Raw genomic sequence first — 13,677 nt, forward strand, 5'->3', positions numbered from 1 at the left:
AGACCGATGGGACCGCGGAGTGCGGGGCAACGACAGCTACCAGGCTGACGACCACCTCTCTCAGCTCGAAGCCGAGATGGAGCGGCTTCGTACCGAGCGGGGCAAGGCCGTCGACCACGCCGACGACCTCGGATACCAGGTCGAGGTGCTGCGCGCCAAGCTGCACGAGGCGCGCCGCAATCTGGCGTCCCGCCCTGCCTACGACAACATCGGCCACCAGGCCGACCAGCTCCTGCGCAACGCCCAGATCCAGGCCGACCAGCTCCGCGCCGACGCCGAGCGCGAGCTGCGCGACGCCCGCGCCCAGACCCAGCGGCTGCTCCAGGAGCAGGCCGAGCACCAGGCCCGCTTCGAGGCGGAGTGGCACGCCGAGGCCATCGCCCGGCGGCGGCAGCTCGACGAGGAGCTGGGCGAGCGCCGCGCGACCGTAGAGACGCACGTCAACGAGAACGTGGCGTGGGCCGAGCAGCTGCGGGCCCGCAGCGAGTCGCAGGCCCGCCGCCTGCTGGACGAGACCCGCGCCGAGTCCGAGGCCGCGCTGGCCGCCGCCCGCGCCGAGGCCACCCGGGTCGCCGAGCAGACCCGCGAGCGGCTGACCTCGGAGGCGCAGGCCGCGCGCAACGAGGCGGAGCAGCTGCTGCGCCGGGCCCGCACCGACGCCGAGCGGCTGCTGACCGCCGCCTCGACGCAGGCGCAGGAGGCCACCAGCGAGGCCGAGCAGCTGCGCACCTCCACCCGCAGCGAGTCCGACGAGGCCAGAAGCCGGGCGATCGAGCTGTCCCGGCTGGCCGAGGAGCGGCTGCGGGAGGCCGACGAGGCGCTGCGCACCGCCCGCGCGGAGGCCGAGCGGCTGCGCGAGGAGGCCACGGCCGGCGCCGCCAAGCGCCTGGCGGCCACCGAGACGGAGAACGAGCAGCGCACCCGTACGGCCAGGGCCGAGATCGCCCGCATGGTCGGCGAGGCCACCAAGCAGGTGGACAGCGCCAAGACCGAGGCCGAGCAGACCGTCGCCGACGCCCGCGCCGAGGCCGAGCGCATCCGTACCGAGGCGCAGGAGACCGCCCGCGCCGCCGCGTCCGAGGACGCCGCCGCCCAGCTGGCGCAGGCCGCCAGGTCGGCCGAGGAGATCCTGACCAAGGCGTCGGAGGACGCCCGCTCCACCACGAAGTCGGCGGGCGAGGAGGCCGAGCGGATCCGGCGCGAGGCCGAGGCGGAGGCCGAGCGGCTGCGCAGCGAGGCCGAGGCGTCCGCGCAGGAGCTGCGCGGCGCCGCCCAGGACGACACCGAGGAGTACCGGGCCAGGACCGTCGAGCTCCAGGAGGAGGCCAGGCGGCTGCGCGGCGAGGCCGAGCAGCTGCGGGCCGACGCGGTCGCCGAGGGCGAGCGGATCCGCGGTGAGGCGCGCAGGGAGGCCGTCCAGCAGATCGAGGAGGCCGCGAGCCGCGCCGAGGAGCTGCTGGCCAAGGCGAAGGCCGACGGCGACGAGCTGCGGCAGGGCGCGGCCGCCGAGGCCGACCGGATGCGGACCGAGTCCGTCGAGCGGGCCTCCGCGCTGAACACCAAGGCCGAGGAGGCCCTCCAGCACGCCCGTACCGAGGCCGAGGAGCTGCGCCAGGAGGCGGAGCGGCAGGCCGCGACGGTCAAGGAGGAGGCCGAGCAGGCCGCCGAGCGGCAGCGCACGGAGGGCGAGACGCTCGTCGCCCGGATGCGCGAGGAGGCCGAGACCGACCTGGTACGGCTCCGCGAGGAGGCCGAGGCCCGGCTCGCCGCCGCCGAGCAGTCGCTGCGCGACGCGGACACCGAGGCGGAGCGGCTGCGCCGGGAGGCCGCCGAGGAGGCCGAGCGGCTGCGCCAGGAGACCGCCGAGCGGGTCCGCACCCTCCAGGAGCAGGCCGAGGCCGAGGCGGTACGGCTGCGGGACGAGGCCGCGGCGGACGCGGCGCAGACCCGCGCGGAGGGCGAGAGCGTCGCCGTACGGCTCCAGGCGGAGGCGGCGGCGGAGGCCGAGCAGCGGCGCGCGGAGGCCAAGGAGCACGCGGACCGGGTCCGCGCGGAGGCCGCCGCGGCGGCCGAGCGCCTCGGTACGGAGGCCGCGGAGGCGCTGGCCGCCGCGCAGGAGGAGGCGGCCAGGCGCCGCCGCGAGGCCGAGGAGCTGCTGGGCGCCGCCCGCGGCGAGGCCGAGCAGGAGCGCGCGCAGGCCCGCCGCGAGAGCGAGGAGTTGCTGGCCGCCGCCCGCAAGCGCGTCGAGGACGCGGCGGCGGAGGCCGACCGGCTGGGCGCGGAGGCCGACCAGCGGGCCGCGGAGGCGGTCGCGGCGGCGGAGGCCACCGCGCAGCAGGTCCGCGACTCGGTCGCGCATCTGCACCAGGAGGCCGAGGAGGAGATCGCCGGGCTCCGCTCGGCGGCCGAGCACGCGGCCCAGCGGGTGCGCGGCGAGGCCCAGGGCGAGGCGGACCGGCTGCGCGCGGACGCCAACTCCGAGCGGGAGCGGGCGTCGGAGGACTCGGCGCGGATCCGCCGGGAGAGCCAGGAAGAGGCCGACGCGGCACGGCAGTTGGCCGACCGTACGGTCACCGAGGCGATCGAGGAGTCCGACCGGCTGCGCGCCGAGGCCCGCGACGACGCCAACCGGATGCGTACCGACGCGGCGGGCCAGGCCGACCAGTTGGTCACCAAGGCCCGCGAGGAGGCCGAACGGCTCGGTATCCTCGCCAAGGACGCGCTGGACACCGCGGAGCGCGAGGCCGAGGAGGCGCGGACGCATTCGCAGCGCGTCCTCGACGAGGCGCGCGAGGCGGCCAACAAGCGCCGCAGCGAGGCCGCGGAGCAGGCGGACGAGCTGATCGGCAAGGCGCAGGCGGAGGCCCGCAGGACCGCGGCGACGGCCGAGGAGCAGGCCGACGCGATGGTCGGCGCGGCCCGCGGCGAGGCCGAGCGGCTGGTCAACGAGGCGACGGCGGAGGGCAACGGCCTGGTCGAGCGGGCGCGGACCGACGCGGACACCATGCTCGGCGAGGCCAGGCACGACGCGACGGCCATAAGGGAACGTACCGAGGAACTGCGCCAGCGCGTGGAGTCCGAGGTCGAGGAGCTGCACGACCGGGCCCGCAAGGAGGCCGCGGAGGCGATGAAGACCGTCGGCGAGCGGGTCGACAAGCTGGTCACCGCCGCCACCGAGCAGCTCGCCGAGGCGGAGCAGAAGGCCGCCGAGATCAAGTCCACGGCCACCTCCGAGGCGAGCAAGGTCCGTATCGCCGCGGTGAAGAAGGTCGAGGGCCTCCTGAAGGAGGCCGAGCAGAAGAAGGCCGAGGCCGAGCGCGAGGCCGAGCGGGTCAAGGGGGAGGCCCGCAGCGAAGCCGATCGCATCGTGACCGAGGGCAGACGAGAGCTGGAGATCCTCGTGCGCCGCAGAGAAGACATCAACGCGGAGATCTCTCGCGTCCAGGACGTGCTGGAGGCGCTGGAGTCGTTCGAGGCACCCGGTGGCGGTGTCACCGCTGGTGCGGGCGCGGGAACCACTCGTTCGAGTGGCAAGCGCATCGACGATGCTCCACTCGATTGAGCGGACATTCTCCATACCTAATAGGCAATGGCTCGGTGACACGCCGCCTGGGCCCCTAGGATTCCCCCTATCACCTCAACCGGTCTGAATCGACAGGATCCCCATGAGCGACACTTCCTCCCCCTTCGGCTTCGAGCTCGTTCGGCGCGGATACGACCGCGGACAGGTGGACGACCGCATCACGAAGCTCGTCGCCGACCGTGACAGCGCACTGACGAGGATCACCGCGCTGGAGAAGCGCATCGAGGAGTTGCACCTCGAAACCCAGAACGCCCAGGCCCAGGTCAATGACTCGGAGCCGTCGTACGCGGGTCTCGGTGCCCGTGTCGAGAAGATCCTGCGCCTCGCCGAGGAGGAGGCGAAGGACCTGCGCGAGGAGGCCCGCCGCGCCGCCGAGCAGCACCGCGAGCTGGCCGAGTCGGCCGCCAACCAGGTGCGCAACGACGCGGAGGCGTTCGCCGCCGACCGCAAGTCGAAGGCCGAGGACGAGGGCGTCCGTATCGTCGACAAGGCGAAGGGCGACGCTTCGCAGCTCCGCGCCGACGCCACGAAGGACGCGCAGAACAAGCGCGAGGAGGCGGACGCCCTCTTCGAGGAGACCCGCGCCAAGGCCGCCCAGGCCGCCGCGGACTTCGAGACGAACCTGGCCAAGCGCCGCGAGCAGTCCGAGCGTGACCTGGCGGGCCGTCAGGCCAAGGCCGAGAAGCGCCTGGCGGAGATCGAGCACCGCGCCGAGCAGCTCCGCCTGGAGGCGGAGAAGCTGCGCACCGACGCCGAGCGTCGCGCGCGTCAGACGGTGGAGACCGCTCAGCGTCAGTCCGAGGACATCGTCGCGGACGCGAACGCGAAGGCCGACCGGATCCGCAGCGAGTCCGAGCGCGAGCTGGCGGCGCTCACCAACCGCCGCGACAGCATCAACGCTCAGCTCACCAACGTCCGCGAGATGCTGGCGACGCTGACCGGTGCCGCGGTCGCCGCGGCCGGTGCTCCGGCCGACGACGAGCCGATCTCGCGTGGCGTCCCGGCGCAGCAGTCCCGCTGATCTCTCGATCGGAAGCTCGGGCCCGGTCAGGAGCCGCGGCCGAAGGAAGGGCCAGAGCGTCTGAACACGGGCTGAAGCCTCTGAACACGGGCTGAACGTTCGCCGACGGGTCGCCCGACACCCCCGCCCATCCCGGGCGGGGGTTTCGGTTTACTCCGGGGCGGTTGCTAGCCTCGCCACCATGATTGAGTTGCAGGGGCTCACCAAGCGGTACGGGGACAAGACCGCCGTCGACAATCTGACCTTCACCGTGCGCCCCGGCGTGGTGACCGGCTTCCTCGGGCCCAACGGCGCGGGCAAGTCCACGACGATGCGCATGATGCTCGGGCTGGACAACCCGACGTCGGGCAACGTACGCATCGACGGTCAGCACTACGCGCAGCTCAGCGAGCCGCTGAAGTACATCGGCGCACTGCTGGACGCCAAGGCCATCCACGGCGGGCGGACGGCGTACAACCATCTGCTGTGCCTGGCGCAGTCCAACCGCATTCCGCGGCACCGGGTGGACGAGGTGCTGGAGACGGTCGGTCTGACGGCCGTGGCGAAGAAACGTTCCAAGGGCTTCTCGCTGGGCATGGGCCAGCGGCTCGGCATCGCGGGCGCGCTGCTCGGCGACCCCGAGATCCTGATGTTCGACGAGCCGGTCAACGGCCTCGACCCCGAGGGCATCCACTGGATCCGCAACCTCATGAAGGGGCTGGCCGCGCAGGGCCGTACGGTCTTCGTCTCCAGTCACCTGATGAGCGAGATGGCGCTGACCGCCGAGCATCTGATCGTGATCGGCCGCGGCCGGCTGATGGCCGACACCTCGATGGCCGACTTCATCGAGAAGAACTCCCGCTCCTACGTGCGGATTCGCACCCCCCAGCCGGAGCGGCTGAAGGACGTGCTGGCCACGGCGGGGTTCACCCCGGTGACCACGAGCGACGGCACGTTCGAGATCCAGGACGGCGACACGGCGCAGCTCGGCGAGCTGGCCGCGCAGCATCAGGTGGTGCTGCACGAACTCAGCCCGCAGCGGGCATCGTTGGAGGAAGCGTTCATGCAGCTCACCGCGGACTCGGTGGAGTACCACGCGGGCGGTGTGCTCGCGCCGCCGCCCGGTCCGGGCGGTGCCGCGCCGCAACCCGGCGCCCCCGCTCCGCAGTGGGGTGCGGACTGGCGCAACTCCGGCTCCGGGAAGGGGAACTGACATGGCGTCTCCTACCGCCGTCCTCCAGTCGGAGTGGACGAAGATCAAGTCGGTACGGTCCACGGTCTGGACGCTGGCGCTCGCCTTCATCGTCACCGTGGGTCTGGGCGCGCTGATCTGTCTGGTGGTCAACAACACCTTCCACGACAGGTCCGCCACGGACAGGGCGACCTTCGACGCCACGAACACCAGCTTCTTCGGCATGTCGCTCGGCCAGTTGGCACTGATCGTCTTCGGTGTGCTGGTGATCTCCAGCGAGTACAGCACCGGCATGATCCGCACCTCGCTTGCGGCCGTTCCGCAGCGCGGGATGTTCTACTTCTGCAAGGTCGCCATCGCGGGCCTGCTGGGCCTGGTGGTCGGCATGGCCACCAGCTTCGTCGCGTTCTTCCTCGGCCAGTCGCTGCTCGGCTCGCACAAGACGTCGATCAGCGACTCGGGGGTGCTGCGGGCCGTCTTCGGCGCGGGGCTCTACATGACGCTGATGGTGCTGCTGTGCGTCGGCGCCGCCGCGATGATGCGCAGCCCGATGCTGGGTCTCGGCATCCTGATGCCGTTCTTCTTCCTGGTCTCGCCGATCCTGTCGGCGGTGCCGAAGGTGAAGACGTTCGCCAGGTACCTCCCCGACCAGGCGGGCCAGAAGATCATGCAGGTGGTGCCGGATTCGGGCGACCACACCGCGTACGGCCCCTGGGGCGGTATCGGCATCATGGCGATCTGGGTGATCGTGGCGCTGGTCGGCGGTTACGTGGTGCTGGCCAAGCGCGACGCCTGACGCGGTAGGGGGCCGCCTCCCGGGCGGCCCCGCACGTCGGCCGAGTCCCGATTGTCGCAATGGGGGCACCTCCCGGGTGCAACTCCGGGGGACTGTGGGGGGAACCAACCCCCACCGGCTACGCTTCCTCCCTCACGGGGGCGAGTCGCCTCCGTTGCAGCGAGGGGCGGAGCATGATCCAGGCAGTCGGCCTGACCAAGCAGTACGGCGCGAAAACAGCCGTGTACAACCTGTCGTTCCAGGTACGGCCTGGCACCGTCACCGGATTCCTCGGCCCGAACGGCTCGGGCAAGTCCACGACGATGCGGATGATCCTGGGCCTGGACGAGCCGACCTCCGGCCAGGTGACCATCGGCGGAGTGCCGTACCGGCGGCTGCCGAACGCGCCGCGCAAGGTGGGCGCGCTGCTGGACGCCAAGGCGGTGCACGGGGGCCGCAGCGCCCGCCAGCACCTGCTCTGCGTGGCGCAGCTCTCCGGCATCCCGGCCCGCAGGGTCGACGAGGTGCTGGGCGTCGTCGGCCTCCAGGACGTGGCCTCCCGCCGCTCGAAGGGCTTCTCGCTGGGCATGGGCCAGCGGCTCGGCATCGCGGGCGCGCTGCTCGGCGACCCGGAGGTGCTGCTCTTCGACGAGCCGGTCAACGGCCTCGACCCCGAGGGCATCCACTGGGTGCGCAATCTGATGCGCAAGCTGGCGAGCGAGGGCCGTACGGTCTTCGTCTCCAGCCACCTGATGAGCGAGATGGCGCTGACCGCCGACCACCTCATCGTCATCGGCCGCGGCCAACTGCTCGCCGACATGAGCGTCAAGGACTTCATCGCGCACCACTCGACCGGCTACGCGCTGGTCCGCACGCCCGCCGAGGGCGGTGAGCGGGAGAAGTTCAGCAAGGCGCTCACCGAGGCGGGCGCCGCCGTACAGCCGGAGCAGGACGGCGCGCTGCGCGTCACCGGCCTCGAACTGCCCAGGATCAGCGACATCGCGTACGACGCCGAGGTCCGGATCTGGGAACTGTCGCCGCACCAGGCGTCGTTGGAGGAGGCGTACATGCGCCTGACCAGCGGCGCGGTCGACTACCGCTCGACGCAGGACCCGCGCCAGGGCCTCCAGCACGCGGCGCCGTACGCCGTCCAGGGCCCCGGCGGCTACGCGCCGCCGCCGGGAGCGCAGGGCTGGCAGCAGCCGTACGGGCAGCAACAGCCTTACGGGCAGCCGGGTTACGGGCAGCAGCAGCCCGGCTGGGGGTACCAGCAGCAGCCGGTGGCCGCGCCCGTACCGCAGCAGTCGTACGCTCCCCAGCCGCCGCCGGCCGCTCCCGCCGCTCCTGCGCCTCAGCCCGCCGCACCCGCCGCACCGCCCACACCCGCCGCCCTGAACATGGACAAGTCCGACAGCGAGGACGCCCGATGACCGCCCCGGCCCAGTTCCCGGCCTCCGCCCCCCACGGCGGCTACCAGCAACAGCAGCCGCCGCAGCCGCAGTTCGCCTCGCAGTTGCCGGTCGCGCAGACCACCCTCGGGCAGGCGGTGCGCTCGGAGTGGACGAAGATCCGCACGGTGCGCTCCACGGTGTGGACGCTCGGCGTGATGCTCGTCCTGGTCATCGGCATCAATCTGCTGGTGGTCGTGCCGATCGACCACAGCAACGACACCAGCGTGCCGGTGCTCGCGCCCGGCCTGTTCGGCCTGATCCTGGGCCAGTTGGCGATCATCACGCTGGGCGTGCTGGTGATCACCTCCGAGTACGGCACCGGCATGATCCGTACCACCCTGACCGCGTGCCCGCGGCGCTCGCGGGTCCTGACGGCGAAGGCGATCGTCTTCTTCCTGCTGTCCTTCGTGACCACCACGGTCGCCTGCACGATGACCGCGCTCATCAGTTGGAGCGTGATGTCCGGCAAGCGGGTCTCCGGATACGACCTGGAGGACCCGCACCCGGGCGTCGTCATCAAGGACGGCGTGACCGCCGCGAGCGGCACCGAATGGCTGGGCGCGACCGTCGGCGTCGGCCTCTACGTGGCGCTGCTCGGCCTGCTGGCGCTCGCCGTCGGCACGCTGCTGCGGCACTCGGCCGGGGCGATCACCACCATGCTGGGCGTCGTCCTGCTGCCGCTGCTGATCGCGATCTTCCTGCCGTCCAGCCTGGACGGGGCCCGCGACAAGCTGGTGCGGTTCTCCGCGCCCAACTCGCTGGCCTCGCTCTACCACTTCCCGATGATCGGCGAGGGCGACCAGAACGGCCTGCCCCAGCTCATCACGCTGGCCTGCGTCACGGCGGTGCTGCTGGGAGCGGCGTACGCGACCCTCAACAGCAGGGACGTCTGAGCACCAGGGGCGTCTGAGCGCCAGGAACGTCAGGGGCGTCAGGGGCGTCTGAGCGTCAGCAACGTCTGAGCGCCAGGAACGTCTGAACACCGGCGCCGCCCGAGGCGTACCGGACGGCTCAGCCGCTTCAGCCGCCGCCGGACATGGCCCCGGTTCAGTGCCGGGGGGCGTTACGGGACCGCTGCACCTTGCTGGTGCGGCGGTCCCTCGCGTTCCAGCACGCCCGGTGCCAGTGCCGCCGGTCGTCCACTCCCCCGTACTCCCGCCAGGCCACCACGTGCCCGACGCCGGGCGGGATCTCCTGGTCGCAGCCGGGGCAGCGGTAGTGCTTGCCGGAGGCGCTGCCCGCGACCGGGCGCACCACCCACTCCTCGCCCTGCCACTCCACGGTGCTGCCGGCGCCGAACCCCGACTCCTGCTGCTCCGTACGGTCGGCGGGGCGGCCTCCGCCGGGCGGGCGGTTTCGACGCGGCGACACGGGACACCTCGCGCTCTGCTGGGCTTCGCGGACTCTCCGTCAAGGGTACGCGGCCGGTCGGTCCATACCGGAACACCCGCCTCGCGCACACCAGAACGGCTCATCTCCGATATGACTGCCGAAAATCATGAAAACGTCCCAGAAAGCCGTGCCTTTGGCACGTGCCAAGCGTTACCAAGGGAGGAGGGATGAGCAATGCGAGTTGGGACTTTCGTCATAGCGGCCCAGTTCCCCGGTCAGGGCCAGGGAGAGGCGCTGCACCGGGCGATATCCTCGGCCGAGGCCGCTGACGCCGCGGGACTTGACACGGTATGGCTGGCAGAGCACCACTTCGTCCCGTACGGCGTGTGCCCGTCGGCCGTCACCCTCGCCGGACTGCTGCTCGGGCGTACGCGGCGGATCGGCGTGGGCACCGCGGTGAGCGTGCTGCCGACCGCGCATCCGGTGGCGCTGGGCGAACAGGCCGCGCTGCTGCACCTGGCGTCCGGCGGACGCTTCACCCTCGGGGTCGGCCGCGGCGGCCCGTGGGTGGACCTGGAGGTCTTCGGCACCGGACTGGCCGCCTTCGAGGCCGGTTTCCCCGAATCGCTCGACCTGCTGCTGCGCTGGCTGCGCGAGCCCGCGGTCGGCGCGGACGGTCCGCGCTACGCCTTCCGCGAGGTGTCCGTCGTACCGCGCCCCGACGAGCTGTACGACCCGGCGGCGGAGCCGGTGGCGGGCTCGGGGCCGCCCGTCGTGGTCGCCTGCACCTCCCCCGCCACCGTCCGGCTGGCCGCGGAGCGCGGGCTGCCGATGCTGCTGGGGATGCACTGCGGGGACGAGGAGAAGGCCGCGATGGTGGCGGTCTGGCGGGAGACGGCGCTGGCCGCCGGGCACTGCCCCGACGCCGTGTCGGCCGCCGGTCATGTCTCGGCGGGCGTGGCCCAGGTCGGGGACACCAGGTCGGACGCGGTGGAGACGCTGCTCAAGTCGATGCCCGGCTGGCTCCAGCGCGGGCTCGGCGCCCACCGCACGGTGGACGGCAGCGCGCGGGCCATGCGCGACCCGCACGCCTACACCGAACTGCTCTGTGATCTGCACCCGGTGGGTCCGCCGCGGCTGTGTGCCGACCGCCTCGCGGCGACCGCGGAACGGACCGGTATCACCCGGTTCGCCCTCCTGGTGGAAGGCTCGGGGGACCTCACCGCCACCTTGGACAATGTGGCCAGGCTGGGCGCCGACGTGCTCCCGGAACTGGCCTGATTACGCGGGCGGGTCCGGTTGCGGGAGCGGGCCGCATTGTGCCGACGCCCAGTGCGCGCTAGGGCCGTGACCGGCGGTGTTCGCCGGGCGGGGCGTTACGTCAGCAGTCCCTGAACTCCGGTGACTGGTTGAGCACTTGGGACCTGACGGAAGTGAACTTGCCGTAGCTCTCGGCGATCCCGGGGTCCACCGTGTCCAGTGGGAAGACCGCCACGCGGTGGCAGTTCTGGAAGGCGAGCCGCACCCCGAAGTGCCGCTGTAGGGCCCCTCGTATCGCGTCGCTGGCCAGTGCACGGAGCAACTGGCCGCGTTCCTTCTCGCTCGGCGGCGGCACCTGGTTGTCGGCGAAGGCTCCGCCGTCGACCTTGAGCTGTGCCACCAACGAGCTGATCATCTCCCACGCGTAAGGGAGGGACGTCCTGACGCAGTCGACGAATTCCTGTTCGTCGACCTCGCCTCGCTCGGCCTGTTCGAGGAGGGCCGGTGAGACGTCGAGCGACATGGGTACTCCTCTCGTGACCCCGTGATCACACGGAGCCAGACGGACGGGTTGCCAGCGGCCGGACCAGCGTTCCCGCACGTCCGGCCTCCGCTTCAACCGTAGGGTCGTTGGTCCGACCGCACCAGGAGGTAGCACACTTAACCGGCCAAGTTTCCGCAGTCGTCCGGAGTCGTACGCACAGGGGCGGACGGGACGTGCGGGGGCGAAAGGTGCGGCGGTGAATCACACGGGGCCGAATCGCGTACGGGGCGGCGCGTCCAGTAGCGTTGCGCACCATGCGTCTCGTCATCGCCCGCTGCTCCGTCGACTACGCGGGCCGGCTCTCCGCCCACCTGCCCTCCGCCACCCGGCTGCTGCTCATCAAGGCGGACGGCAGTCTGTCGGTGCACGCCGACGACCGGGCCTACAAGCCGCTCAACTGGATGTCCCCGCCCTGCACGCTCAAAGAGGGCGACGACGGCGTCTGGACGGTCGTCAACAAGGCCGGTGAGCAGCTCATCATCACCATCGAGGAGGTCCTGCACGACTCCTCGCACGAACTCGGTGTCGACCCCGGCCTGATCAAGGACGGTGTCGAGGCGCACCTCCAGGAGCTGCTGGCCGACCGGATGGAAGTCCTCGGCGAGGGCTGGACCCTGATCCGCCGCGAATACCCCACCGCCATCGGCCCGGTGGACATCCTGTGCCGCGACGCCTCGGGCGCCACCGTCGCCGTCGAGCTGAAGCGGCGGGGCGACATCGACGGTGTCGAGCAGCTCACCCGTTACCTCGAACTCCTCAACCGCGACCCCCATCTCGCCCCGGTCCGCGGGGTGTTCGCCGCCCAGGAGATCAAGCCCCAGGCCCGCGTGCTGGCCACGGACCGCGGCATCGGCTGTGTCGTCCTGGACTACGACGGCATGCGCGGCATCTCCGACGACAAGCTGCGGCTGTTCTAGCCCGCCCCTTTGACTCGCCGCGCTGGCCCGCCCCTTTGACTCGCCTCTTTGCCTCACCGCTTTGGCCCGCGGCGCTGGTCCGCGGCTTCGAGGGAGTCGAGCCGGCGCGGGAGGCGGGCGCCGGCCCGGGCGGGGGTCAGTCGAGGCAGAATTCGTTGCCCTCCGGGTCGGTCATCACGATGTGGCCCGGACTGAGGAGGGCGGGCTCGTGGCGGGCGAGGCGGGTGGCGCCGAGGGCGACGAGGCGGTCGGCCTCCTTCTCGTGGGCCGCCATCCGCTCGTCGCCCTCCAGGCCGGGGGCGGCGCGGACGTCGAGGTGGACGCGGTTCTTGGCCTGCTTCCCCTCGGGGACGCGCTGGAAGAAGAGCCGGGGCCTGACGCCCGAGGGGTCGACGGCGGCGGAGCGTTCGTTGCGCAGCTCGGGCGGTACACCCATCGACTCCAGGGCCTCGTCCCAGGACGAGAAGCCCTCGGGCGGGTCCTGGAGCCGGTAGCCGAGGGCCTCGGCCCAGAAGACGGCCAGCGCGTTCGGGTCGGCGCAGTCGAAGGTGATCTGGATGTCGCGGACTTCCTGGTGCTCGTTCATGATCCCAGCGTGACGCATATAGCGGACAGATACGTTCCGTGATGGCCGGGCGGTGTGGAACGATCACCCGATGACCGTAGAAGCGACGACCGAACGGGTGCTGCGGCTGCTGTCGCTCCTCCAGCACCGCTCGTCCTGGACGGCCGGTGAACTCGCCGCCGAGCTGGGCGTCACCGACCGCTCGGTGCGCCGCGACGTGGAGCGGCTGCGCGCGGTCGGCTACCCCGTGCACGCGGTCCCGGGCGTCGGCGGCGGCTACCGGCTCGGCGCGGGCACCCGGCTGCCGCCGCTGCTGCTGGACGACGACGAGGCCATCGCGACGGCGGTCTCGCTGCGGCTGGCGTCGGGCGGCACGGTCGCGGGCGCGAGCGAGGCGGCGCTGCGGGCCCTCGCCAAGCTCGACCAGGTGATGCCGCCCCGGCTGCGCGCCGAGGTGCGGGCCGTCCAGGGCGCCACCGACACCCTGGTGGGCCCCACCGACGAAGTCGACCCGGACCTGCTGATGACCTTCGCGCGGGCCTGTCGGGACACCGTACGCGTACGGTTCGCGTACAGCGGCCGGGACGGCGGCACGGCGCGCGAGCGTACGGTCGAGCCGGTGCGGATGGTCACCACGGGGCGCCGCTGGTACCTGATGGCCTGGGACGTCGACCGCGACGACTGGCGCACCTTCCGGCTCGACCGGATGCGCGACGCGCAGAGGACCACCTGGCGCTTCCGGCCCCGCGAGCACCCCGACCCGGTCGCCTACGTGCGGCGCTCCGTGACCGAGTCCCCGTACGCGCACCTGGCCCGCGTCCGGCTGCGCGCCCGGACGGAGCTCGTGAGCGACATGGTGCCGCCGCAGGTCGGACGCGTCGAGGACGACGAGCGCGACGGCTGGTGCGTCCTCGTCATCGGCGCGGATTCCCTGGAGGTGACCGCCGCCCGCGTGGCCGCGCTGGGCTTCGAGGCCGAGGTGCTCGAACCGCCGGAGCTGCGCGAGGCCGCCGCCCGCCTGGCCCGCCGCCTCGCCGCCATGGCGGAGGGCGGCTGAC

General features: G+C 72.3%; 12 protein-coding genes. 9 read left to right on the top strand and 3 right to left on the bottom strand.

Translation table 11 applies throughout. The annotated features are described in order from the left end of the window. Window positions 1–19: 19 nt before the first annotated feature. From scy to ACIOC1_RS06345, 6 genes are all read left to right on the top strand, one after another. Window positions 20–3,562 carry a polarized growth protein Scy gene (gene scy / locus ACIOC1_RS06320; RefSeq protein WP_401852313.1) on the top strand — a complete coding sequence of 1,181 codons (3,543 nt, stop codon included), beginning with the start codon at window positions 20–22 and terminating at the stop codon, window positions 3,560–3,562. Between the two features lie 103 nt (window positions 3,563–3,665). Continuing rightward, complete coding sequence (locus tag ACIOC1_RS06325; protein WP_188281921.1) at window positions 3,666–4,604, top strand: cellulose-binding protein; 939 nt, start codon at window positions 3,666–3,668, stop codon at window positions 4,602–4,604. 181 nt (window positions 4,605–4,785) lie between these two features. Then, window positions 4,786–5,796 carry an ATP-binding cassette domain-containing protein gene (locus ACIOC1_RS06330; protein ID WP_355344135.1) on the top strand — a complete coding sequence of 337 codons (1,011 nt, stop codon included), beginning with the start codon at window positions 4,786–4,788 and terminating at the stop codon, window positions 5,794–5,796. 1 nt (window position 5,797) lies between these two features. Next, window positions 5,798–6,571, top strand: coding sequence for an ABC transporter permease (locus tag ACIOC1_RS06335; protein WP_401852317.1), 774 nt, complete (start codon window positions 5,798–5,800; stop codon window positions 6,569–6,571). Window positions 6,572–6,744: 173 nt separating this feature from the next. Then, window positions 6,745–7,980, top strand: coding sequence for an ABC transporter ATP-binding protein (locus ACIOC1_RS06340; protein WP_401852320.1), 1,236 nt, complete (start codon window positions 6,745–6,747; stop codon window positions 7,978–7,980). Beyond that, entirely contained in the window at window positions 7,977–8,894 is a 918-nt protein-coding gene (locus ACIOC1_RS06345; protein WP_391044602.1) for an ABC transporter permease, read from the top strand. Before ACIOC1_RS06340 ends, ACIOC1_RS06345 begins: the two co-directional genes overlap by 4 nt. Window positions 8,895–9,048: 154 nt before the next feature. Here the strand turns inward: ACIOC1_RS06345 and ACIOC1_RS06350 are convergent, their stop codons facing one another. Beyond that, window positions 9,049–9,372 carry an ATP/GTP-binding protein gene (locus ACIOC1_RS06350; RefSeq protein ID WP_355344147.1) on the bottom strand — a complete coding sequence of 108 codons (324 nt, stop codon included), beginning with the start codon at window positions 9,370–9,372 and terminating at the stop codon, window positions 9,049–9,051. Window positions 9,373–9,567: 195 nt separating this feature from the next. Between ACIOC1_RS06350 and ACIOC1_RS06355 the strand changes: the two genes are divergently transcribed. Beyond that, window positions 9,568–10,614, top strand: coding sequence for an LLM class flavin-dependent oxidoreductase (locus ACIOC1_RS06355; RefSeq protein ID WP_355344150.1), 1,047 nt, complete (start codon window positions 9,568–9,570; stop codon window positions 10,612–10,614). A gap of 100 nt (window positions 10,615–10,714) precedes the next feature. On the opposite strand, the gene ACIOC1_RS06360 is transcribed toward ACIOC1_RS06355, so the two are convergent. Then, on the bottom strand, window positions 10,715–11,116 hold the full coding sequence (locus ACIOC1_RS06360; RefSeq protein WP_188281928.1) for an SCO5389 family protein: 402 nt from the start codon (window positions 11,114–11,116) through the stop codon (window positions 10,715–10,717). A 275-nt stretch (window positions 11,117–11,391) separates the two neighbouring features. Here ACIOC1_RS06360 and nucS point away from each other — a divergent pair, with 275 nt between their 5' ends. Beyond that, on the top strand, window positions 11,392–12,054 hold the full coding sequence (gene nucS / locus ACIOC1_RS06365; protein WP_355344154.1) for an endonuclease NucS: 663 nt from the start codon (window positions 11,392–11,394) through the stop codon (window positions 12,052–12,054). A 136-nt stretch (window positions 12,055–12,190) separates the two neighbouring features. On the opposite strand, the gene ACIOC1_RS06370 is transcribed toward nucS, so the two are convergent. Continuing rightward, window positions 12,191–12,640: a VOC family protein gene (locus ACIOC1_RS06370; RefSeq protein ID WP_355344157.1), complete on the bottom strand. Its 450-nt coding sequence runs from the start codon at window positions 12,638–12,640 to the stop codon at window positions 12,191–12,193. Between the two features lie 70 nt (window positions 12,641–12,710). On the opposite strand from ACIOC1_RS06370, the gene ACIOC1_RS06375 reads away from it, so the two are divergent. After that, window positions 12,711–13,676 carry a helix-turn-helix transcriptional regulator gene (locus ACIOC1_RS06375; protein ID WP_401852325.1) on the top strand — a complete coding sequence of 322 codons (966 nt, stop codon included), beginning with the start codon at window positions 12,711–12,713 and terminating at the stop codon, window positions 13,674–13,676. Window position 13,677 lies beyond the last annotated feature (1 nt).

It is taken from the genome of Streptomyces sp. NPDC088197 (genome assembly GCF_044741185.1).
Taxonomy (GTDB): Bacteria; Actinomycetota; Actinomycetes; order Streptomycetales; family Streptomycetaceae; genus Actinacidiphila.

What these genes read in the sequence shown, in the direction of transcription:
- ACIOC1_RS06370 (WP_355344157.1), bottom strand. Translation starts at nt 12,640, where the DNA reads ATGAACGAGCACCAGGAAGTCCGCGACATCCAGATCACCTTCGACTGC.
- ACIOC1_RS06360 (WP_188281928.1), bottom strand. Translation starts at nt 11,116, where the DNA reads ATGTCGCTCGACGTCTCACCGGCCCTCCTCGAACAGGCCGAGCGAGGC.
- ACIOC1_RS06345 (WP_391044602.1), top strand. Translation starts at nt 7,977, where the DNA reads ATGACCGCCCCGGCCCAGTTCCCGGCCTCCGCCCCCCACGGCGGCTAC.
- nucS (WP_355344154.1), top strand. Translation starts at nt 11,392, where the DNA reads ATGCGTCTCGTCATCGCCCGCTGCTCCGTCGACTACGCGGGCCGGCTC.
- ACIOC1_RS06355 (WP_355344150.1), top strand. Translation starts at nt 9,568, where the DNA reads ATGCGAGTTGGGACTTTCGTCATAGCGGCCCAGTTCCCCGGTCAGGGC.
- ACIOC1_RS06340 (WP_401852320.1), top strand. Translation starts at nt 6,745, where the DNA reads ATGATCCAGGCAGTCGGCCTGACCAAGCAGTACGGCGCGAAAACAGCC.
- ACIOC1_RS06375 (WP_401852325.1), top strand. Translation starts at nt 12,711, where the DNA reads ATGACCGTAGAAGCGACGACCGAACGGGTGCTGCGGCTGCTGTCGCTC.
- ACIOC1_RS06335 (WP_401852317.1), top strand. Translation starts at nt 5,798, where the DNA reads ATGGCGTCTCCTACCGCCGTCCTCCAGTCGGAGTGGACGAAGATCAAG.
- ACIOC1_RS06325 (WP_188281921.1), top strand. Translation starts at nt 3,666, where the DNA reads ATGAGCGACACTTCCTCCCCCTTCGGCTTCGAGCTCGTTCGGCGCGGA.
- ACIOC1_RS06330 (WP_355344135.1), top strand. Translation starts at nt 4,786, where the DNA reads ATGATTGAGTTGCAGGGGCTCACCAAGCGGTACGGGGACAAGACCGCC.